Here is a 21,747-nt window from a genome sequence, read left to right as displayed (position 1 = left end):
GCAGACCCGGTCACCGCCGTGCCCGTCGGTCGAGGCCGCCCTGCACACGCGCTCAGACGGACGGGCTCCCCGGCGAGGCGACGGCCGTCCACCCGCCGTCCAGCAGGGCGAAGACCCGTTCCAGCGTCGCCTGGTCGTCGTCACACCCGCGGAGCAGGGTGACCGCCTCGAGTGCGAAGTGGGCAAGCGCCCGGCAGGCGGGGTCATCGGCGGACAGACCGGCATCGCCGGCGATCGCCGCCGCCAGGGAGGCCTCATGTCGCAGCCACATGCGCCGGGAGTGCTCACGCAGGGCCGGGGTGCTGTCGATCAGACGGAGGAAGGCGTCGAAGCGGGGGTCCGCACGGCGCCGCCGTGACTGGGCATCGCCCATCAGGTGGCACAGCGCCTGCGGCACGGACTGCCCGGCGGGGCGTTCACGCACGGCGGCGACCAGCGCAGCCTCACGGTCGGCGTCCTCGTCGAACACCAGGGCTTCCTTGCCCTCGGGGAAGTGCTTGAACAGCGTGGTCACCGACACGTCGGCGGCCTCGGCGATCTCCCGTACGCCGACCGCGTCGTAGCCGCGTTCCAGGAACAGCGTCAATGCCGCGTCCGCCAGGGCCTGGCGGGTGGCGGCCTTCTTGCGCTCACGGCGCCCCAACGTCTCGGTCACGCCCTCATCCTAGCCCCGACGTTGAACCGGTAGCAAAGTTGAATGGTTGCAGTTTTTTAGCGGTTGCACTTAGCGTGTAGGCCGACGGGCCGGCCCTCTCCATGCCTCGGTGTCTCCGCACGGCGAGACGTGCAAGGGGCCGCCCGGACCGCAGCACCCCGTGGCGGCGAGCCACGGGGGCGCTTCTCTTCGACCACCAGGGGAACGACCATGACCACCACCACGAACGCGCACATCGCCGTCATCGGAGCGGGCCCGGGGGGCCTGCTCTGCGCACGCGTCCTGCAACTCCACGGTGTGGACGTCACCGTGTACGAGGCCGACGCCGCCGTCGACGCCCGGGATGCCGGCGGCACCCTCGATCTGCACGCCGACACCGGCCAGATCGCGCTCGAGGACGCCGGCCTGCTGAAGGCGTTCACCGAACTCGCCCGGTTCGAGGGCCAGGCGAAGACCCGGCTCGACCACCACGGCAACGTGCTGGCGTCGTTCGAGCCCGACGCGGACGACGACGCCGCGCCCGAGATCGACCGCGGACAGCTGCGCGCCCTGCTGGCCGCGCACGTGACGCCCGGGACCGTGCGCTGGGGTCACAAACTCCTCGGCGCGACCGCGCTCGGCGGGGGCAGGCACAGGCTCGAGTTCGAGGGCGGCGCGGTCACCGAGACGGATCTTCTGATCGGCGCCGACGGCGCCTGGTCCCGGGTGCGCCCGCTCCTCAGCGACGCCACCCCCCGGTACAGCGGAGTCTCACTGGTCGAGGTCCGCTTCGACGACGTCGAGCGCCGCCACCCGGGCATCGCACAACTCGTCGGCGACGGCCATGTGTTCGCCAACGACGGCGACGGCCGCGGCATCATCGGCCAGCGCAACAGCAGCGGTCACGTCCGCGGCTACATCGGCCTGCGCGCCGATCTCGACTGGTGCGGCGACGCCGGAATCGACCTCTCGGACACCGAAGCGGTACGGCGGTTCCTGCTCGATGAGTTCAGCGGCTGGTCCGAACGGCTGCTGCCGTTTCTCGCCGACAGCGACGGCTACGTCAACCGCCCGATCCACGTGCTGCCCGCTCCCCTGACCTGGCAGCGCACACCGGGTGTCACCCTGCTCGGGGACGCGGCCCACGTCATGTCGCCCTTCGGCGGTCACGGGGCGAACCTCGCCCTGCTCGACGCGGCGGAACTCGCCCGGGCGATAGCCGAGGAAGCCACCCCGGACGCGGCGATCACGCGCTATGAAGCCGTCATGCTGCCCCGCTCCGGTCCCCTGGCCGTCAGCGCCAACGAAGCCCTCGAGGGGTTCTTCGGCACCGGCGACAACATCCCCGATCACGAGGCCGAACACCGGGGCTACAAGGAGAGGGCCGCAGCCTACCGCCGGCTGCACGGTGCGCCCGCACCGCAGTAAGGGGCCGGCCGCGGGGTCGACCCCGGCCCCGGCCGGTGCTGCGCCTGTCGGGAAGGCGTCCGTCGCCCGTGGGCATCCCGGCCGGCCATGCCCACCGGCCCCGGTCGGCCACGCACGGCGACGCGGCCGGACGCACCACCGCGGGCGGGCTCCGGTGACGGGCCCGCCGGGGGGAACGTCACCGATCCCCCCGGCCGGTCCGGCTGCGGCGCGGTCGTCCGTCGGACGAGCGCGGCAGGGCGCTGCGGTCCCGGCGGCCGGGCGGCCCGGGCCGGAGCTCAGGACTCCCGGTGGTGCAGGGAGTCGAGAACGGCCAGGTCGTCACCGGTGAGGCGAAGTGCGCCGGCGGCCACGTTGGATGCCAGATGGTCCGGGTCGCCGGTCCCGGGGATGGCCAGCACATGCGGGCCGCGGTGCAGCGTCCAGGCGATTCGGACCTGGGCCGGACTCGCCCCGTGCGCCCGGGCGATGGCCTCGATCCCGGGCGCTTCGGTGCCGCTCGCCCCGGCCTGGCGCCCGAGGCCGGCGATCGCGTAGAAGGGCACGAAGGCGACGCCCTGCTCACCGCACGTACGGACGAAGGCGTCCTGGTCGGGCCGGAGCCCGATGCCGTACGGGTTCTGCACACACACCACCGGGGCGATGGCCTGGGCCTCGGCGAGCTGTGCGGGGGTGATGTTGGAGAGGCCCAGGTGGCGGATGAGCCCGGCATCGCGCAGTGCGGCCAGCGCGCCGAAGCGCTCGGCGATCGAATCGGTCCCGAGGATGCGCAGGTTCACCACGTCCAGGTGGTCGCGGCCGAGCTGGCGCAGGTTCTCCTCCACCTGGCCCCGCAGCTGCTCGGCGGTGGCATGGGGAATCCACTCGCCCGAGGGGCCGCGCCCCGGCCCCACCTTCGTGGTGATGACGAGGTCGTCCGCGTAGGGGGCCAGGGCGCTGTTGATCAGCTCGTTGGCGGAGCGCAGCGGGGAGAAGTAGAACGCGGCGGTGTCGATGTGGTTCACGCCGAGCTCGACCGCACGGCGCAGCACGCCGATGGCCTGGTCGCGGTCGCGGGGGACGGCGTCGGGGACGAGTGCTTCGCCGGTCTGCGGCAGGCGCATCGCGCCGAAACCGATCCGGTTGACCACGAGGTCGCCGAGCTTCCATGTGCCTGACGCCGCCGCAGTGATCATCTGTGAGGTCATGGCGGAATGATCCAGACACCGTAGGATCACCGCCATTGATTCGTGTATGAGTGAATCCTTGCGAGGCGTCGTGGCGGAGCTGGTCTTCTCGGTGCGGGACCTGGCGCAGATGCGCTTCGCCATTTCGCCCATGTGGCAGGTCGGGCCCGGCTTCCGGCTTCTGCGTTCCGGGTCCGCGCATCCCGTGCACCGGATCTGGGCCGAGCAGGTGCGGCCACGGGTGGCGGCCGCGGGGCTGGACCGGGGATGGCTTGCCGAGCTCATCCCGTCGTCGGGCTACGTCCCCGACTTCCTCAATCCGACGCCCTCCGGGCCGGCCCCGACACTGACGGCGGAGCTGGACGGCGTACTCGCCTCCCGCGCCGACCGGGTGCGCCACGATCTCGACCGGCTCGGGGCCGAGCAGGGCGGTCTCGGCCCCCGCTGCCGCGCCCTGCACGCCCGGCCGGGGGACCGCCTGCCCCGCGTCGCGGAGGAGATACGAGCCTACTGGGATGTGGCGCTCGCGCCCTACTGGGCACGGATCCGCGCCGTGCTCGACGCCGATGTCTCGCACCGGGCCCGGCAGGTCGCCGAACGCGGCGCCGCCCACCTGCTCAACGAACTCCATGCCTCGCTCAGTTGGGACGACGACACGCTGCGACTGCTCCGCCGGCACGGCGCCCTCTCCCGGCGGACTGCGGGCCAGGGTCTGCTGTTGATTCCCTCGGTGTTCACCGGACGGGACGTGCTCACCCGGGTGACACCGCCGGACCCACCCCAACTTGCCTACACCGCCCGCGGCGTAGGCACCCTCTGGGAATCGCCGACCACCGGTGCCGCCAACGCGCTCGCCGCGGTCCTCGGCCGCTCACGCACCCTGCTGCTGGCCGAGCTGGACACCCCGGCGTCCACCACCGAGCTCTCCCGGCGCACCGGGCTCTCCCCGGCCGGGGTCTCCCAGAACCTCACCGCGCTGCGCGATGCGGGTCTGGTGAGCGCCCACCGGGCGGGCCGCTCGGTGCTGTATGCACGCACCTCCGTCGCGGAATCGGTTCTCGGCGCCGCCCAACGTCCTCAGGGCGCCGACCGCTCCGCGGCCGCGGACGGCACGCGGGCTCCTTAGAGCAGCGGCCCCCATGTCCGGATCCGGCCACCGACGGCCGCCCGGACCGGCGGTCCGGTTGCCGCGTGTTCCGGTGGTTCGGCGGCCCGGCGGTCGTCCGGACACCTGCACCTGCCGGCGCCACCCTGCCCGACGCTCACGCCCCCACGTGCCGGTCGGAGGCGGGTCCCGTCGCTCGGGGCCTCCTGCCGGGCAGGCCCTGTCCGCTCGATGGTCGCCCCCGGTCGGTGTTCCGGCTGGCTCCCCCGGCGGGTCAGCCCGACAATGGGAGCGGCAAACCCGCTTCTTCGCCGGTGGGCTGCCGGATCCGGAGGCCATGGGCCATGCAGTCCGTGCGGTTCGAGAATCTCGCAGTGGGCCGGGCCACGCGCTCCGCTCCGACGACGTCGGAGCAGACACCCGCCGGGCCCTGCGCCGACGGCCGCCGTGCGCCTCACGCTGCCGCCCCGCCGGTCGTCTCCGGTGCCCTTCGCCGAGGTGCGCACACCGGGTGGGTACGGCCGTGACGACCGCACCCCAGCCGCACCGGGGCAATGACCGTCCTCCGTCCCGGGAGGACACGGTCGGACCCTGGCAGGAGCGGCCGACGGAACCTCCGGGCTCCGCCGCGCAGTCGGCGGCCCGGCATGAGCAGCAGGACGAACTGGCGGCGGTCCGGCGCGTTGCCGAGCACCTGCAGTCCGTCTACCCGTCGATCGACGCGGCCACCGTGGACGCTCTGGTCCACCAGGCCCACTCCCGTCTCAGCGCGGCCAGGATCCGGACCTACGTCCCGATTCTGGTCGAACGGCGAGCCAGACTCCTGCTCGTCGCCGTCATGCGCGAGGCCCGTCCGGCGACGCCGCCACCCGCCGCCGCACCCCCGCGACCGGACTGACAGGACCGCGCCATGCTCGCCCTGGTACCCGAGGCCGACGCGCTCCCCCGCCCGTCCGGCCGACACGGCGGAACACGGGATCGCCCGTGCTCCCTGACAGCGCAGGCCGCAGATGACGACGCCGAGCGGTGAACCCGGCATCGGTGCCCGGCTGCTCGCCCTGGCGTCGCTGCTCTGCGGCCTCGGCGCGGTCACCGTCCTGGTGGCCGGGACGGGATTCGCCGGTGGCCTCGTCCTCCTCGTGGGACTCCTCGCGCCGGCGCTGACCGGGGCCGGGGTGTGGTGGGCTCTCACCCGTCGGCGTATCGGGCGACTGCTGGGAATCGTGGTCGCCGTTGCCGCTCCGGTCGGCACCGTGCTCCTCTACGTCCACAGCGGTCTGTGGCCGGCCGTGCTCACGGCACTGGGGCTCTGGGCAGCGGGGGTGGGGTGCGGCCGGACGGCACTCGCCAGGGACCGGTCGCACCGCGGGATGAAAACGCGGACGGTCGCGCCGCCCCGCCGCCCGGTGGTGATCATGAACCCGGCTTCGGGGGGCGGCAAGGTGAGCCGCTTCTCGCTCGTCGAGAAGGCCGAATCCCTGGGAGCCCGGGTCGTTCTGCTCGACACGACGACCCACCAGGACATCGCCGCGATCGCGCGGAAGGCCGTGGCCGAGGGCGCGGACCTGCTCGGTGTCGCGGGCGGGGACGGTACCCAGGCGCTGGTGGCCGCCGTCGCCGCGGAGCACGACCTGCCCTTCCTCGTGGTCTCGGCCGGCACCCGCAACCACCTCGCCATGGACCTCGGACTCGACCGCACGGATCCGGCCCTCTGCCTGGACGCGCTCGTCGACGGTGTCGAACTCAGGATCGACCTGGGCCGGATCGACGGGCGGACCTTCGTCAACACGGCCTCCTTCGGCGCGTACGCCGAGGTGGTGCAGCACCCCGAATACCGCGACGCCAAGGCGGCCACGGCGCTCTCCGCCCTTCCGGACCTGTTGTCCGGGGCCAGCGGTGCACGTCTGTCCGTGCTGGTCGACGGCGCCCCTCTGGAGGCTCCGCAGGCCCTGCTCGTGAGCAACAACCCCTACGCGGTGGAGGACCCTCTGGACGCGGGCCGGCGGCCCCGGATCGACAGCGGCCGCCTCGGGGTCCTGGGGGTGCGGGTGGCCACCGCAGCGCAGGCCGCGGACGTGGCGCTGCGCGGAGAACGGGCCGACGCCGTGACCACGATGACCGCTCACGAGGTCGTCGTGACCGCCGACACCGAGACCATTCCGGTCGCCCTGGACGGCGAGGCGCTCACCCTGCCCACGCCGATACGCTGCGGCATCCGGCCGCGGGCGCTGCGCGTCCGGGTGCCACGGCACCGCCCCGGTGTCCCACCACGGGCTCCGGGCCTGCACTGGCCCCGCATCGCCCGGCTCGCTCTGGGACGCCCCGCGGAGGCCTCCCGCAGCTGACATCCGGAGAGCCCGCCCGGGTCCTCGACGTCTTCGGTGTCCGCGTCCGGGCAGGCGTCCCTGCCCCGGCAGGTGTCCCGACCCGCGCAGGTGTCCCCCTCCGTGTGCGCAGGCATCGACGTCGGCCGCGCCACCGGCAGTCCGCTCCGCCGCCGTGGCACATGCCCACGGGCGGGCCCCCGCACCGACGGCGTGTCCCCGGGCCCCGGCCGCGCGGTCCCGCCCCGGACCGCGCCCGGTCATGGGCCCGGGGCACCTCACCCCGGCAGGCCCACCCCCGGCTTCGGCGGCATCCTTGAAGCCGGACGGCGAAAGGAAGCCCATGCCACAGCACGCCGGTGCCCCCGCCACGGGGTGGCATCGGCTCGTGCCCGCGGCACCGGGATTCGCCGTGCTCGGCACGTACCGGCGCCATTGGCTCCGGGGGGACCTGCTGGCCGGCGCCACGGTCGCGGCGTACCTCGTGCCGCAGGTCATGGCCTACGCGAGCGTGGCGGGCCTGCCACCGGTCGTCGGGCTGTGGGCCATCCTGCCCGCGCTCGTGCTGTATGCCTTTCTCGGCTCGTCACGACTGCTGTCGGTCGGGCCCGAGTCGACGACCGCGCTGATGACCGCCGGCGCGGTCGGGCCGCTGGCCGCCGGCGACGCCGAGCGCTATGCGGTGCTCGCCGCCACTCTCGCGGTGGTGGTCGGAGTGCTGTGCCTGGTGGCCTGGGTGGCGCGGTTGGGCTTCATCGCCGATCTGCTCTCACGGCCCGTTCTCGTCGGATACCTGGCAGGGGTCGCGCTGATCATGATCGTGGATCAGCTGCCCAAACTCACCGGCGTCGAGACGAAGGGCTCGGGGTTCTTCCCGCAGTTGGTGTCGTTCGCCGAGAACCTGTCCACGGCGCACCCGGCGACGGTGATCTTCAGCGCCGCGTTGCTGCTCTTCCTCTTTGCGGCCCGCCGCCTGCCGCCTGCGTTCCCCGGGCCCCTGCTCGCCCTCGTGCTCGGCACGGTGGTGGTGGCGGCGTTCGGCCTGGAGAAGTACGGCATCGCGGTGATCGGCAGCATTCCGACCGGACTGCCCCGCCCCGCCCTGCCCGCTCCGGGCGAGTTCCCGCGACTGCTGCTGCCCGCCGCCGGTGTTCTCCTCGTCGGGTACACCGATGTGATCCTCACCGCGCGCGCGTTCGAGTCCACCGGCAGCGGGCCGCGGCTGGACGCCAACCAGGAACTCATGGCGCTGGGCGCCGTGAACGTCGGCGCGGGAATCCTGCAGGGATTCCCGGTCAGCAGCAGCGCCAGCCGTACCGCACTCGCCAAGTCGGCGGGCGCCCGCAGCCAGGGATACTCCCTTGTCGCGGGAACGGCCGTACTCGCCGTGTTGTTGTTCCTCAGCCCCCTGCTCAGGCACACGCCGACGGCCGTGCTGGGTGCCCTGGTCGTGTACGCCGCGACCCGGATGATCGACATCGCGGGGTTCAGACGGCTGGCCTCCTTCCGCCGGAGGGAGCTTCTGCTCGCGCTCGCCTGCCTCGCCGGCGTCCTGGTGCTGGACATCCTCTACGGCGTACTGGTGGCCGTGGCCCTCTCGGTGGCGGAACTGCTCAGCCGGGTGGCCCGACCGCACGACGCCGTCCTCGGGCAGGTACCCGACGTGGCGGGGATGCACGACGTCGACGACTACCCGCAGGCCCGCACCATCCCGGGGCTGGTGGTCTACCGCTACGACTCCCCGCTGTTCTTCGCCAATGCGGAGGACTTCCGTCGACGTGCCCTGGCCGCCGTCACCGACCAGTCGAGCCCCGTGAAGTGGTTCGTGCTGAGCACCGAGGCGAACGTCGAGGTGGACATCACCGCACTGGACGCAGTGGACGCCTTGCGTCGGGAACTCACCGACCGCGGCATCGTCTTCGCCCTGGCACGGGTCAAACAGGATCTGCGCACCGAACTGGACGCCTACGGGCTCAGTGACGCCATCGGCGAGGAGCGGATCTTCCCCACCCTGCACACCGCGGTGGCGGCGTACCGCGCCTGGCGCCGTGACGAAGGAGGCGGCACCGGCCCGTAACCGAGCGAGCCGGATGACGGCGCGTCGCGCCGGGCATCGGCGCATTCTCGACGGCGCTACCCGGCCGATGTGCGTCGGCACCTCAACGGCCGTGATTTCTTTACCTAAGGCAAAGGTTTTTTACCGTCGCATCAACGTATTTCACGGTGTCCCACACGCATGACCGGATCTACGACGCAGTTCAACAGGCCTGCCCCGCACGGGCGGAGCCGGCAACTGGAGGCACGATGCACATATCGCGCAGCATGGCGGGCAACGGCATGGTGATCGGCGCGATCACCTTGACGGCCGCCGCGCTTGCCTACCCTCTGATGCTCGGGGTGCAGAACACTGCCAACGCCCCGGCACGGGTCGTCGCCAACACGCCGTACGGCCCGCTGACAGAGGCTGATCGTGACTTCGTCGTCAAGGTGCGATCGGCGGGCCTGTGGGAGTACCCCGCAGGTCAGATGGCCCTCCAGAAGGGCACCACACCGGCGGTCAGGACCGCCGGCCGACATCTCATCGACGGCCACGCCGGGCTCGACGCCACCTGCCGGGCCATCTCCCCTCAGCTCGGCATCACCCTGCCCAACCTGGCCACCCCCCAGCAACAGGGGTTCGTGGCGACGCTGGCGTCGGACAGCGGCAAGAAGTTCGACACCGACCTCGCCAACATCCTGCGGGTGACGCACGGCCAGATCTTCCCGGCCATCGCGAAGGTACGGGCCACGACCAAGAACTCGCTGGTGCGCCAGCTCGCCGACCAGGCCAATGACACCGTGCTCGACCACATGACGGTGCTGGAGAAGACCGGCATGGTCGACTTCAACTCCGTCCAGAACCAGGTGACCGCGAGCCCGACCCTGCCCTCGGAGAGCATGACCCCGCCGCCGCCGTCACCGGGTGCGCCGACCCTCGTCCTCTCCCCGTCCCCCAGCGTCTCGGCGCCTCCCGAGGGCGCCACACCGACGGGGAACTGAACGTCGGCACAGGTTGCCGGGCCCGTAGCCGGGCCCGGCAAGATAATCGGATGCCCGTTCGAATACTGTCGGGTCTGCACCCGGTGCACCGATCACCGAGGAGGGGCCCGATGCATTCCCGCCGCACGATGCGGCGACGGGAATCGCCACCGCCGGAGGGGCGGGCGCAATCCGCCGGAGGGCAAGGCTCAAGGGGCCGTCATCGCCGGGCGCCACTCCCCCTCGAGGTCGTGTGCCCGATTTACATAGATATGCTGTAGTTCGTGATCACTCTCGAACGGCTGCGGCGCCGCCGTCACCGCGCGGGCAGCACCTGGGAACTCCTCCCGATGTCGCCGGCGATCCTGACCGTCGTCATCGCCGCCCTGGCGTTCGCCACACCGAGGGAGATCGCCTTCAGCCGCCTGCTGCCCGCAGCCCCGGCACTCGCCGCGTCCCTGTGGCCTGTGGTCCCCACCGTCCTGCTCGGGGCGCTCTGCCTCCTCATCATGATCGGCCTCAGCCTCGTCTACACCGACCTCGGGACGGCCTACACCGCCGCCGCGATCGTCGCGGTCACCGCGGCGGCCGCGTATTCGAGCCACCTCCGGCTCCAGCGGGAAGAGGCCCTGTTCCACATCAGGCTCGTCGCCGACGCGGCCCAGAAGGTGCTGCTGCGCCCCCTGACCGGCAGCATCGGCGGGGTCGAGATCGAGTCGATGTACGTGGCCGCCCAGGCCCAGGCCCGGATCGGCGGCGACTTCTACGAGGCGGCCGACACGCAGTACGGGGTCCGGCTGCTCATCGGCGACGTACGCGGCAAGGGACTGGCCGCGGTGGGGGCGGCCTCGGCCGTGGTCAACTCGTTCCGGGAGGCCGCGTACGACGAGCCCGACCTGACGGGCATCATCCACCGGCTGGAGACCAGCATCACCCGGCACAGCAGCGCGTTCCCCACCCAGGACCTGCCGGAGCGCTTCGCGACCGCCATCCTCGCCGAGATCCCCCACAGTGGCGGGCCTCTCAAGATCCTCAACTGCGGGCACCCGCCGCCACTCCTCGTGCACGAGGGCGAGATCCACGTCCTGGATCCCATCGCCCCGTCACCTCCGCTCCACCTGGCCACACTTCTCGGGGACCACTACAGCATCGAGTCCGTCACCGTCGCCCCGGGCGACCACCTGCTGCTCTACACCGACGGCGTCACCGAAACCCGCAACCGCACCGGCGACTTCTTCCCTCTGCCGGACTGGATGCGTCACCAGAGCCCCATCCGGCCGGGAGACCTCCTCGACCGGCTCCACCACGACCTCGTCCACTACAGCGACGGAAGACTCGGCGACGACGTCGCCGCCCTCGCCGTACGCCTCCCCGGCACCTGGGCCGTCCGGGCGCAGGGACACCCCGCATAGCGGGGCCTGCCCGACCTCGACCACCGTGCCGCGCCGCGCCCCGCCGCTCGCGCCGCCGCACGCAGTGCCTCGACCGCGGCGCGGACGCCCATGTCCCGGCGCCGGGCCGGCGTCATCCCGACGGCTCTTCGGCCGGGTCGAGCCCCTGGGCCGGAGTGCCGACGTGGAGGACCGCGAACAGCCCCCGGAAGCGGGTGCCGTCCGGCAGGTGCCAGGAGCCGGCGAGGTGGCCGGTCGCTCCCCGCGGAGCGGAGGGCGGGTTGTCCGGTGCAGGACGCAGGACCCGGTGCAGGCGCAGGGTCGTGCCCTGTGGCGCGGTCAGTTCGGTGCAGTCCTGGTTGTCGGTCGCGATGGTGAAGTCCGCGGCGACGGACGCCTCGCCCGCGTAGGACCGGACGACGTCCCCGTCGAGGACGCCGCTGGTGTTCTGGTCCTGGGCCTGCACCCGGCCATCGATCAGCGCCAGCAACTGTGCGACCGCCACCGGGTCATGGCAGCCGTCGTAGACCCAGCGCCGCCCCAGCACCCCGTGATCCATGGTGCCGACGAGTGCGTGCTCCGCCCCGTCGAGCGGGGCACCGCGGTAGGTGAGCGGCGCCAGGTAGGTGGTCGGCCGGGGGCCGGAGGCATCGGTGACCAGAACGAACTCGATCCCGACCTCGCCCTGCGGATCGTCCAGCCGGAAGCCGCCGGCCTTGGCCGGCTCCGCTCCGCCCGCACCACCGCGGAACCACGGGCGGGACGGCAGCCAGGCGCTGAGCAGTTCCAGTTTGGTCGGCTTGAGGACGGTGTCGTGCACGACGGCCATGCCGGAGGTTCTCTTCCGCTGAGGGGATGCGACCCTCTCACCTTCCCATCCCTGCGGCCCCGTCAGCGCGGCTCACACGTGAAGGATCCGGCAGCCACCCGAACGGGGCGGGCCAACCGGCCCACCCGGGAAGGGTGTTGACCCGCCGCTCGAAACCGGACGGCGACCCGCGTGTCAGCGCACTGCCACCGTGTCGCCGTAGGACGTGACCCGGGCGGTCGTCGCGGTTCCTGGGAAGTACCAGCCCGAGCGACGACCGCGCGCCGAGGCCAGAGGCTGTCCGCTCCGCCGACCACAGGGTGCGCTGCCCCGGCCCGGGGGCGCCGGCCGGGGTGCGCCGCTGCACCGGTGTCGCCGGCTGTGAAGGCGTACGCGGTGATGGTTCTCCCGGGTGGTCGTGGAGGCGGAACCCGCCCGGGACGGGTAGTCGGACAACGGGGCCTTGCACGATGCCTCGTCCGGCCCTCTTCTTCCGACCCTCTTCTACGGAGCAGCCGTGAAATTCGGAGTCTCGACTTTTCTCACCGACCAGGGCATCGGCCCGACCTCGATCGGACCCGCACTGGAGGAACGCGCGTTTGATTCGTTGTTCATCGCCGAGCACTCCCACATCCCGGTGAAGCGTGAGACGCCGTACCCGATGGGCGGGGACCTGCCCGAGATCTACTACCGGACCCTGGACCCCTTCGTCGCCCTCACCGCGGCCGGTGTGGTGACCGAACGGCTGCTGCTGGGCACCGGCATCGCCCTGATCCCCCAGCGCGACCCGATCATCACGGCGAAGGAAGTGGCCTCGCTCGATCTGGTGTCGAGCGGCCGCGCGGTCTTCGGCGTGGGTGTCGGATGGAATCGTGAGGAGATGCGGAACCACGGCACCGACCCGGCGACCCGAGGCCGGCTCGCGGACGAGCGGCTGCGGGCCATCAAGGAGCTGTGGACCACGGAGAAGGCCGAGTTCCACGGCGAGTTCGTGGACTTCGACCCGGTCTACTCCTGGCCCAAGCCGGTGCAGCGCCCGCATCCGCCGGTCTACGTCGGCGGCGGCGAGGGCGCGTTCCGGCGCGTGGCGGAACTCGGTGATGCCTGGCTGGCACTCGGTGTGCCGCCGCGGGAGCTCGGCCCGCAGATCGAGCGGCTGCGCGCCCTTGCCGGGCGTGAGGTGCCGGTGACGGTGTACGGGGTGCAGGACGACCCCGAGCAGATCGAGGGATACGGCCTTGCCGGCGTCGAGCGGCTGCTGTTCTACGTACCGACGATGCCCGAGGCGGAGACGCTCGACCATCTGGACCGGCTGGCCGAGGTCGCTGCCCGGTTCCGCTGAGACGCCGGTACGACCGCCGCGCCGGGGCGGCGTGGCCGGTACCGACATGGCCGGGCCGGCGATGCCCTTCGTGGCCGCCGCAACGGCAGGGAAGGAGCACCATGCCCACAGTGACGAGCACGGAGGCGCGGGAGCGGTTCGCGGCGGCGCGGATCGCCCGCCTCGCCACGGTCGACGCGGCGGGGCGCCCCCATCAGGTTCCGGTCGTGTTCGCCGTGGAGGGCGACACCGTGTTCCTGGCGGTGGACCACAAGCCCAAGCGGACGACGCGGCTCAGGCGCCTGGCCAATATCGCCGCGAACCCGAACGTCTGTCTGCTCGCCGACCACTACGAGGAGGACTGGAACGTCCTGTGGTGGGTCCGTGCCGACGGCGCGGCGCATGTGCTGCCCCCACGGGACGGGTCGCCCGAGGCGGCGCGCGGGGTCGGACTGCTCACGGCGAAGTACCCGCAGTACGCGGACCGGCCGCCCGACGGTCCCGTCGTGGAGGTGTCGGTGGTGCGCTGGAGCGGCTGGAGCGCGTCCTGAGCCGTGCGTCCGCCTGCCGCGCGCACCGCCCGGTTAGTGAGCCACGGCCGGTCCGGGACCCCGCGCGGGGTGCGCCTCGGTCCCGGCCGCATGTCCTCCCGGTCGCAGCGCCGAGCCGCAGGCCAGCCCGGCCGGGTCGAGTCCGAGCGAGGCGGCGGCCGTCGCGCCCACGTCGGCGAGTGTCACGGCGTCGGGCAGTCGCTCCGGACCGGCGGCCTCCGGGCGGTGGATCAGCACGGGCACGTACTCACGGGTGTGGTGGGCGTGCCCGATGGCGGGATCGTTGCCGTGGTCGCCGGTGACGACGAGGCGGTCGCCCGGCGCGTCGAGGAGGGCGATCAGTTCGCCTAGCCCCGCGTCGAGTTGCTCCAGCACGGCGCCGTAGCGCGTGGGGTCCTGCTGGTGACCTGCCAGGTCGGTCTCCTGGACGTTGGCGACGACGAGCGCGTCCTCGCCGGTGCGCACGGCGTCGAGGGTGTGCGCGACGACATCCGCGGTGGGCACTGCCGGGCGGCGCACCGCCGGCCCGCAGACGAGGATGTCCGCAGCCTTGCCGACCAGTGTGACGGGGATCCCGGCACGGGCCGCCAGCTCGGGCAGCTGGCGCGTGTGGTCCAGCGGCGCGCCCAGGTGCCGTACCCGGAGGCCGGCATTGCGGTAGAAGCCTGAGGCAGGGGTGTCGAGACCGACCGTACCGCCGTCCCCGGGGCGCACGAAGGCGGTCAGCGGGCCGTCGGCGTGGCCTGCGACGGCGATGACGCGGGCGACGGGCGCGCTCGCGCGGACCGTGCGGGCGATGGACAGGACGGCGTCGAAGGACAGGTCGTCCAGGCGCCCTGAGGCGTTCCAGTTGATGCCGGGATCGGCTTCGAGGTTGTCGTGGACGAGTACGGACCCGTCCACCACGAGCAGGGGTTCGCCGTCCAGTGGCCGCACCGTGTGTCCGGCCGCGCGCAGGGCTCGGGCGACCTCGTCGATGTGTCGCCCCAGCGGGGCCACGGTCACGGCGCTGAAGTCGGCTCCCATCATGGTCTGGTGGCCTGCGTAGGTGTCGGCGCCCGGGTAGCCGAGCGCGGCGCGGCCGGCGGCCACCGGCAGCCGCGTGCGGTCGGCGAGGTCCGGGTGCGGGCGAACCGTGCCGAGGCCGAGGGCGCCGAACGCCGGGAGACGCAGCGGACGCCGGTGTGCCCGCCGGAAGTGGTCGAGGACGTGCCCGCAGGTGTCGGCCCGCAGATCCCCCGTGCGGGGCGTGCCGGCATCGGGCATGGCGCCGACGCCGAATCCGTCGACGACGACGATGACGGTCCTGCTCATGACGGGGGACTCCTCAGATCGTCCGGCCGAAGGGGTCGTAGAGGCCGAGCGTCCGTGGCCTGCCGTGCGACAGTCCGGATACGACGGCGACGTTGCTGCGGGTGACGAAGATCTGCGTACGGAAGGCGAGGACGGCCGTGTCGCCGAGCCGCGCGTCGCCAGGCGCAGCGGGTGCGGCCAGGAGCCGGTAGTAGTCGATGTTCTCGGCGGGCGCGTCCTGTACCGGCAGCCGGACGCCCGTGCGCGGGAGGAGCGCGTCCTTGACGCCGGAGCGCGGGTAGAAGCCGCCGCCGTAGAGGGCCGGGCGGCCGTCGGCGAGGGTGTGGGCGATTTCGCTGACGTAGACGTATGCGGGCCGCTCGGGCTGGTGCGGGTCCCGCGCGTGAAGGGGTGTGGTGCCGGTGAGGCAGTGGCCGGGCTCCGCGTGTGTGGCGCCGAGTTCCGCGAGCAGGGGCAGCGCGGCCATGGAGGTGGCGCTGGGCGCGCTCAGTTTGAGGCGGGTGTGGCCGCGGGCGGCCAGTGCGTCGCGCGCGGCCAGCGCCAGGGCGAGGTTGGGGGTGGGCCGTGGCTCGCCGGTGGCCGGGTCGCACAGCAGGCAGGGGAAGGCGGTGACTCCGGCGATGCGTACGCCGGGCAGCCGCTCGACCTCCGCGGCGAAGGCGTCGAGGCCGCTCAGCGGCACTCCGCCTTCCTGCCCGGGGTGACCGGTGCCGGGGGCGCCCTCCAGACGCACGAGCAGGTCCTGGACACGGCCCAGACGTTCGGCCGCCACGGAGACGGCGCGGGCATTGGCCAGGTCGTAGACCGTGACGGTCTCCGGGCGCCAGGCGAGCATCTCCTCCAGGGCGCGCCGGGGGATCTGCACGAGGTGGCCGACGTTGCCGGCCCGTGCGCCGGCCGCGTGCAGCCGACGCGCCTCGGGGGGGTCGATGGCCGCGTACCGGGGGATGTGCCGTGCGACGGCCCTGATCAGTTCGGGGTTGCGTCCCACCTGCTTGACCACGAACCACAGGGTCAGGCCGAGCCGTTCGGCGCGGGTGGCGAGGAGCCGGGCGTTGGCCTCCACGGCGTCGAGGTCGATGACGTACGTGTCGGGCGGGATGGTGCCGCTGCGGTGCAGCGCGGCGGCGGTGTCGACCAGCTCGGGCGCCCGGGTGAGCACGGTGTCCAGGAACACGGTCAGTCGTCCTCGCACGGGTTCAGGTCGGACAGGGAGCGTCGGAGGATGTCCAGGACGAGGTCGGCACCGGCCCGCATGGGGTTGATCCGCACCGTCGTCCCGGCGAGTGCCGGGGCGTCGTCGAGGGTGGAGCCGGACATTCGGTAGAACAGCGGGGCCACCTCGTAGCGGGAGTTGGAGCCCACCGGGTAGGGCGCCGCGCCGTGGCGGGCGGCGGCAGCGGGAAGCAGCCGGGCGACGGGGCGTTCGAGACGTACGAGGAGGCAGCGGTCCTGCGCGTTGGCGACGCGGACCTCGGCGACCCCCGGCACCTCCCCCGCCGTCAGCCGCCGCGCGAGATCGGTGACGACCTGGGACTGCACTGACCACATGACGGGGACGTGGGTGAGGGCGCGCAGGGCGTCGAGCGCCTGGTGTCCTTGTACCTGCCCGCCCCCGGAGTAGTTGTCCCGGCGGACCCGCTCGACGAGGTCGCTGGCGCCCACGACGACACCGACGCCCTCCGGGCCGTGCAGTTTGAACAGCGAGAAGCAGGAGGCGTCGGCGCCGAGTTCGACTCCGCACGCGGGCACGCGCAGCGCCGCGTAGTTGTCGTCGACGAGGGTCCGCACTCCCGCCGACCGGCAGGCCGCCAGCACCTCGCCCGGGTCGTAGCGGTCGCCGAGGCGCTGCCGCGTGTGCTGAACGTACGCCCAGGAGAACCGCCCCGATGCGAGCGCGGTGTGCAGGGCCGGGCCGTCGTTGAAGTCGACCTGGACCGTCTCCACGCTCATCCCGCGCAGGGTGACCTCGGTGCTGCGGTAGACCGGTGCGCGGTGGATGAGCAGCGGTCCCCCGGCGTCGACGGCGGCGGTGAGGGCCGCGCGGATGGCGCCGGTGCCCGCGCCCTGGACCAGCGCCGCCTCGGCGCAGGAGAAGAAGTCCGCGAGGACGGCCTCCGCCTTCGCCGTCGTACGGGGTCTGCCGAGGCCCGGTACGACTCCCCCGTCGGCCTCGAAGAGCTGCTGGCCCTCGAAGTGCCGTGCGATGCACTCCAGCAGCCGGAACTGTGTGGCGATCGCGTCCTGCAGCGGCACCGTCGGCAGCGGGAAGGTCCGCGGCAGCGCCGCGTCGTCCGGATGCGTCGCGAGTGGGTGCGTTCCTTGTGTCATGTGCTCGTGCCGCTCGTGCCGGGGCCGTCGTCCAGTGCGCCGGTCAGGAAGCGCAGCGGATTGCGGCGGGTCATCAGGTCGATCAGGTCGTCGTCGACGCCGCTCGCCCGCAGCGCGGGCAGGAAGGAGCGGAAGAGGTGCCCGTATCCGTGGCCGCCCTCCGCCAGGAGGTAACCGTGCCGGGAGATGTCGCAGCTGAGCAGGACCCGGTCGGCGTGCCCGGCGTCCAGCAGCGCGAGAAGCAGCCGCAGTCTGGTGGCGTCGTCCTGGTAGCGCTGTTTGCCGACGGTGTCGAAGGCGACGTAGGCGCCGGACGATGCCAGGGCGCGGTGGACGGCCGGGTCGTCGAGCAGGTCCTGGTGACCGATGCCGATCCGGTGGGCGGGCAGGCCCGCGGCGGTGAGCAGGTCGAGCTGGCCCGGGCCCCCTGCGCCCAGGTGGGCGTGCGTGGCCACCGACAGTCCGGTCGCGACGGCGGCGCGGGCGGCGGCGACGAGCGTCCGTCTCTCAGGTTCGCTGGGCTGTTCGCCGAGGCTGCCGACCTCGCCGATCAGTCCGGGCCGGACGGCGGTGGGTCCGATGCCGCGGTCGATGTCGCGCAGCAGTGCGTCGGTGAGTTCGTCGACTCCGGCGCCGGCGACCTCGCCGGGGTGGAACGGCTCGTGGTACCAGCCGGTGGACGCGATCACGGCGACGCCCGAAGCCGCGGAGATGCGGGCCAGCTCACCGGGGTCGCCCCCCATGCCGCGGCAGGTCATGTCGACGACGAGGGCGAGGCCGAAGTCGCCCCGCAGCCGGGCCAGTTCGGCGATGACGTGCGGGCCGTGCGGGTCCGGGAGGAGGACCGCATCGGGGTCCGTTTCGCGGCCGAGGTCCAGGATCAGGTGCTCGTGCGCGAGGACCGGGCCGTGCAGGTCGGACGGGCGGACCGGCCCGGTGACGGTGCGGACGAGGCGGGTGGCGGGGTGTTCCGGTGCGGTCGTCATCGCTCAGCCCTTGAGGGGGGTGAACAGGCCGGCCCAGTGGGCGAGGTTGAGGAGCAGGCCGGTGCAGATGATGGCGACGGGCGCGGCGGCCAGCCGGATCACGGGCCGCCCCATGGCCTCGTTCAGTACGTACAGGCCGCCCACGAGGGCGACCCCGATCCCGCCGCCCATACGCATGCCGGCCAGGATCGAGCCGAACAGCACCGCGATCTCCAGCACCTGGTTGATGGCGTGGCGGATATGGTCGGAGGCGTCCTGGATCGAGGGGACGTGCGCGAAGAACCTGCCGAGTTGCGCCAGGCCGAGGACTTCGAGGGCGAAGACGGCCGCTCCGGCAAGCGCGCCGACGACCACGTTCGGTGCGATGTATCCCGCTGCGTAGACGAAGTTGACGCCGTTGGTGGCGAAGGTGCCGGAGGCGAGAGAGGTCAGGCCGATCAGCGGGATGAAGCCGAAGGTGCGGTAGAAGTCGATCTGCGCCGCGTCGACCATGTCGCCGTGCTGGACGAGGTAGCTGGTGGCTTCTCCGCCCGCGAAGGCGCCGGTCGCGCAGAGTGTTCCGACCAGCCCGCCCAGCACCATCAGCCACGGCAGGTGGGTGCGCAGCCGCTTGGCGTTGGCACCGAAGAGGGAGTCGGCGGACGAGGTGTCGGGGACCGGTGGTTCCTCGCCGCGGGCCCGCGCCGCCTTGCGCTCCGCGCGACGGTTGACCACATCCCGCTGGACGGCGAGGGCGACGAGGAGCAGCATGCCGGCGGCCATGGAGAGCGCACCGGGGAAGAGTCCCTTCCAGATCTGTGCGGAGGCGAGCATGATGACGCCTTCGGCGGCGAACGCGACCGCGCCGCGCACTTTGTCGAACTGGTACGCGATGGCGACGGCGGGGAAGAACGCGAACAGGTACATCACCGGGTCGGACAGCGACTCCATGGCCGTGAGGAAGTCGACGGGAAGCGACTGGGCCGCCCGGGTGGCTCCGGAGAGGCCGAACACCACCAGCAGCGACCACGCGGCACCGAGCAGCAGCGCCATCCAGCGTCTGGGCGCCAGCAGGCCCAGCACGTCGGTGGGCAGGAACAGGATCCATGGGTTGAGCACACCGGTCGAGAACGCCATCGGCGCACCCAGGCCGAAGATGAATCCGGAGGAGAGGCTGAAGGCGACGGGAGCGATCTCCCTGCGCTTCATCCGGCCTTGCCGGTGGTCGAGCATGAACGGCCGCACACCGTCGTGGAACACGGCGACCGCCATGTTGGCCAGCAGTGCGGACACGGCACAGACCGCCACGACGAGCGCGGTCTGCAGCGGGGTGAGGTGCAGGGAGATGTGTCCGCCGGAGACGTGCGGCGCCGACGGGCTCATGGCCGATGCGTGCATGGCCGACAGGTGCATGGTCGCGGTGCCTTCGTGGTGCGCGGCGCGCCGCAAGCGTGGCTACGCGGTCCTGGCCGCGATGGCGTGGATCAGGACCGGGGCGATCAGGTCGATCTGGTCGACGGCGAAGCCGAAGACCTTCTTCCCGCCGGCGAGCAGGTCCTGCACCTCGTCGGCGGTGGGGACGGAGCGCCCGAAGGTGTGACAGGTCTGCTGGCCCATGAGTCCGACGAGAACGCCGAGGGAAGCGCCTGCGCCGGTGTGGCAGGTTCCCAGGAAGTAGTCGGCCTGCCCGGCGCGCAGTTTCATGGCCGCGTCCATGTCGTTGGACACGGCGACCTCGACGCCGCTCAACGCCAGTTCGCTGGCGGTCCGGGCAACTTCGACCTTGCCGACGCCGCCGGTGAGGATCTTCGCCATGGTCATTCCTCGCTCTCGTACGCTGATGTGGGGGTTCAGGTCACGGGCGAGCGCTGCGCCAGGACGGCGAGGTGCAGGCCCAGAAAGGTGATCTCCGACTCGGGGAGTGCTGCCCCGAGCTCCTGCCGGGCACGTGCCGCCACGGCGCGGGCGCGCTCGGCCGCCGCGGGGTGACCCGCGAGTTCGGCGGCGGCCTGCTCGTCGGTGGGGAACCGCTCGATCGCCTCGCCGTCCAGCAGCCGGGTGAGGGCCATCATCAGATGGCTCGTGAGCATCCCCGCGGTGTCCTCGGTGACGGTGGCCCCCTCGGCGGCCAGCGCCTCCAGCTCGGTGGTGACGAACTCCGCCACGTGCGGCCCGACCTGACCGGTGGTGCGGAACGTGTGGATCCGGAGGGCGAGCCTGTCTTCCATGACCTGTCCTTTGTGTCGGCACCGCCACCGGTACGAGCAGTGATCAGGATTCTGGAGGCTCACGTCGCGGATCCCCCGGCACCGCACCGGATCCGTCGGCAAGTCGGCACGAAGGGACGCGCCCGGCGAGTGCGTCGGGGCCGGAGGAGGGCCGCGCGACCGGACGGCCACGGGGACAACATCCGAGGTGCCGCCCACGCGACCGGACGGCCACGGGGACAGGACGGGGCCCGGCTACCCCTCGTCTCCACCCGGCCGGACGCACACCGGGCGCGTACGTGAGCACTTCTTAGCCCACCTGGCCCCAAGCGATGGCGGCCGGTCCGGGAACCCGGCTCCGCCGTGCTTCGATCTGGCCATGGAGGTGCTGAGTTGATGACTGGAGACCGGGAGCGGAACATCCCCCCGAGCGCGGGCGCGCCGCGGCGGCGTCTGCTGGCCGCGGCGGCCCTGGCGCCGGCGCTGGCCGGGGCATCTGCCCCGGCTCGCGCACTGTCCCGCGGGGACGGCCACCATGCCATGGGACACGCGCCGGTCACCCCGGTGCCCACCGCTCTGTCGGACTGGACGGCCGTGGCCGATGCGCTGGGGCGCACGGGCGACATGAAGCACAACATCATGTACCACACGGGGCTTCCCCGCCGGGACCTCCGGGTGGTCTCGCACAGCATCATCGTCAAGCCGGAGCTGGCGCTGGGCTCGCACGTGTCCTTCGTGCGCTACACCGACGGCAGCACGATGATGATGGGCGACGTGGTGGTCACCGAGCGCGAACTGCAGTCGTTCATCGACGTCCTGCACGAGCGCGGGATCGAGCAGACCGCGATCCACAAGCATCTGCTGTCCCAGATCCCCGACATCTGGTGGATCCATGTCCACGCACACGGCCACGACCCGGTGGCGGTGGCCCGAGGCCTGCGCGCGGCGTTCGACCGTACGGGAACACCGCCGGCACGTCCGCCCGCCGCCCAGCAGCGCATCGACCTGGACACCGCGGGCATCGATGCCGCGCTGGGTGTGAGGGGTGCCACGGAGGACGGGATCTACAAGACCCTCTTCATCCGCCGGGAGAAGATCGTCGACGGCGACGTGGTGCTGCCCCCGGGCCTGGGGTCGACGACCGCGTTCAACTTCCAGCCGCTGGGCGGCGGCCGGGCCGCCAT

Annotated in this window: 20 protein-coding genes; 10 read left to right on the top strand and 10 right to left on the bottom strand. The window is 72.5% G+C overall.

Annotated elements, in window-relative coordinates; translation table 11 throughout:
- Positions 1-52: 52 nt before the first annotated feature.
- Positions 53-655: a TetR/AcrR family transcriptional regulator gene (locus tag ACWCP6_RS29735; RefSeq protein ID WP_450935666.1), complete on the bottom strand. Its 603-nt coding sequence runs from the start codon at positions 653-655 to the stop codon at positions 53-55.
- A gap of 210 nt (positions 656-865) precedes the next feature.
- On the opposite strand from ACWCP6_RS29735, the gene ACWCP6_RS29730 reads away from it, so the two are divergent.
- Positions 866-2,062 carry an FAD-dependent oxidoreductase gene (locus tag ACWCP6_RS29730; protein ID WP_450935665.1) on the top strand — a complete coding sequence of 399 codons (1,197 nt, stop codon included), beginning with the start codon at positions 866-868 and terminating at the stop codon, positions 2,060-2,062.
- A 278-nt stretch (positions 2,063-2,340) separates the two neighbouring features.
- Here ACWCP6_RS29730 and ACWCP6_RS29725 read toward each other — a convergent pair whose 3' ends face one another.
- Positions 2,341-3,249, bottom strand: a complete 909-nt coding sequence (locus tag ACWCP6_RS29725; protein WP_450935664.1) for an oxidoreductase — start codon at positions 3,247-3,249, stop codon at positions 2,341-2,343.
- Between the two features lie 46 nt (positions 3,250-3,295).
- Here ACWCP6_RS29725 and ACWCP6_RS29720 point away from each other — a divergent pair, with 46 nt between their 5' ends.
- The 6 genes from ACWCP6_RS29720 (at position 3,296) to ACWCP6_RS29695 (ending at position 11,087) form a co-directional block, all read left to right on the top strand.
- Entirely contained in the window at positions 3,296-4,354 is a 1,059-nt protein-coding gene (locus ACWCP6_RS29720; protein WP_450935663.1) for a helix-turn-helix domain-containing protein, read from the top strand.
- A gap of 502 nt (positions 4,355-4,856) precedes the next feature.
- A complete protein-coding gene (locus ACWCP6_RS29715) occupies positions 4,857-5,231 on the top strand; it encodes a three-helix bundle dimerization domain-containing protein (protein WP_450935662.1) in 375 nt (124 codons plus the stop codon).
- Between the two features lie 112 nt (positions 5,232-5,343).
- Positions 5,344-6,678, top strand: coding sequence for a diacylglycerol/lipid kinase family protein (locus ACWCP6_RS29710; protein WP_450935661.1), 1,335 nt, complete (start codon positions 5,344-5,346; stop codon positions 6,676-6,678).
- 322 nt (positions 6,679-7,000) lie between these two features.
- Positions 7,001-8,734 carry a SulP family inorganic anion transporter gene (locus ACWCP6_RS29705; protein WP_450935660.1) on the top strand — a complete coding sequence of 578 codons (1,734 nt, stop codon included), beginning with the start codon at positions 7,001-7,003 and terminating at the stop codon, positions 8,732-8,734.
- Positions 8,735-8,961: 227 nt separating this feature from the next.
- The gene (locus ACWCP6_RS29700; RefSeq protein WP_450935659.1) at positions 8,962-9,696 is read left to right on the top strand and encodes a DUF4142 domain-containing protein; all 735 of its coding nucleotides are present in this window, start codon (positions 8,962-8,964) and stop codon (positions 9,694-9,696) included.
- Positions 9,697-10,025: 329 nt separating this feature from the next.
- On the top strand, positions 10,026-11,087 hold the full coding sequence (locus ACWCP6_RS29695) for a PP2C family protein-serine/threonine phosphatase (RefSeq protein WP_450935721.1): 1,062 nt from the start codon (positions 10,026-10,028) through the stop codon (positions 11,085-11,087).
- Between the two features lie 112 nt (positions 11,088-11,199).
- On the opposite strand, the gene ACWCP6_RS29690 is transcribed toward ACWCP6_RS29695, so the two are convergent.
- A complete protein-coding gene (locus ACWCP6_RS29690) occupies positions 11,200-11,895 on the bottom strand; it encodes a maltokinase N-terminal cap-like domain-containing protein (RefSeq protein WP_450935658.1) in 696 nt (231 codons plus the stop codon).
- A gap of 496 nt (positions 11,896-12,391) precedes the next feature.
- On the opposite strand from ACWCP6_RS29690, the gene ACWCP6_RS29685 reads away from it, so the two are divergent.
- Both ACWCP6_RS29685 and ACWCP6_RS29680 read left to right on the top strand, forming a co-directional pair.
- Positions 12,392-13,216, top strand: coding sequence for an LLM class F420-dependent oxidoreductase (locus tag ACWCP6_RS29685; RefSeq protein WP_450935657.1), 825 nt, complete (start codon positions 12,392-12,394; stop codon positions 13,214-13,216).
- Positions 13,217-13,317: 101 nt separating this feature from the next.
- Entirely contained in the window at positions 13,318-13,746 is a 429-nt protein-coding gene (locus tag ACWCP6_RS29680; RefSeq protein ID WP_450935656.1) for a TIGR03668 family PPOX class F420-dependent oxidoreductase, read from the top strand.
- Between the two features lie 33 nt (positions 13,747-13,779).
- On the opposite strand, the gene ACWCP6_RS29675 is transcribed toward ACWCP6_RS29680, so the two are convergent.
- From ACWCP6_RS29675 to ACWCP6_RS29645, 7 genes are read right to left on the bottom strand one after another with little or no spacing between them, the layout of a single operon-like run.
- A complete protein-coding gene (locus ACWCP6_RS29675) occupies positions 13,780-15,060 on the bottom strand; it encodes a phosphopentomutase (protein ID WP_450935655.1) in 1,281 nt (426 codons plus the stop codon).
- A 13-nt stretch (positions 15,061-15,073) separates the two neighbouring features.
- On the bottom strand, positions 15,074-16,237 hold the full coding sequence (locus ACWCP6_RS29670; protein ID WP_450935654.1) for an alanine racemase: 1,164 nt from the start codon (positions 16,235-16,237) through the stop codon (positions 15,074-15,076).
- Positions 16,238-16,239: 2 nt separating this feature from the next.
- Positions 16,240-17,391 (bottom strand): aminotransferase class V-fold PLP-dependent enzyme, encoded by a 1,152-nt coding sequence (locus ACWCP6_RS29665; RefSeq protein ID WP_450935653.1) that lies wholly within the window; start codon positions 17,389-17,391, stop codon positions 16,240-16,242.
- Positions 17,388-18,377, bottom strand: coding sequence for a phosphotriesterase family protein (locus ACWCP6_RS29660; protein WP_450935652.1), 990 nt, complete (start codon positions 18,375-18,377; stop codon positions 17,388-17,390). The genes ACWCP6_RS29665 and ACWCP6_RS29660 overlap by 4 nt, the downstream gene beginning before the upstream one ends.
- 3 nt (positions 18,378-18,380) lie before the next feature.
- Positions 18,381-19,769: a YhfT family protein gene (locus tag ACWCP6_RS29655; RefSeq protein ID WP_450935651.1), complete on the bottom strand. Its 1,389-nt coding sequence runs from the start codon at positions 19,767-19,769 to the stop codon at positions 18,381-18,383.
- A gap of 42 nt (positions 19,770-19,811) precedes the next feature.
- The gene (locus ACWCP6_RS29650) at positions 19,812-20,171 is read right to left on the bottom strand and encodes a DUF2620 domain-containing protein (protein WP_450935650.1); all 360 of its coding nucleotides are present in this window, start codon (positions 20,169-20,171) and stop codon (positions 19,812-19,814) included.
- 35 nt (positions 20,172-20,206) lie between these two features.
- The gene (locus ACWCP6_RS29645; RefSeq protein WP_450935649.1) at positions 20,207-20,584 is read right to left on the bottom strand and encodes a PRD domain-containing protein; all 378 of its coding nucleotides are present in this window, start codon (positions 20,582-20,584) and stop codon (positions 20,207-20,209) included.
- A 375-nt stretch (positions 20,585-20,959) separates the two neighbouring features.
- Here ACWCP6_RS29645 and ACWCP6_RS29640 point away from each other — a divergent pair.
- Positions 20,960-21,747: DUF1259 domain-containing protein (locus tag ACWCP6_RS29640; RefSeq protein ID WP_450935648.1), on the top strand; the 788-nt coding region annotated here is incomplete at its 3' end.

This window comes from Streptomyces sp. NPDC002004, assembly GCF_053593975.1.
This window is presented reverse-complemented; position numbering and strand designations above follow the sequence as displayed.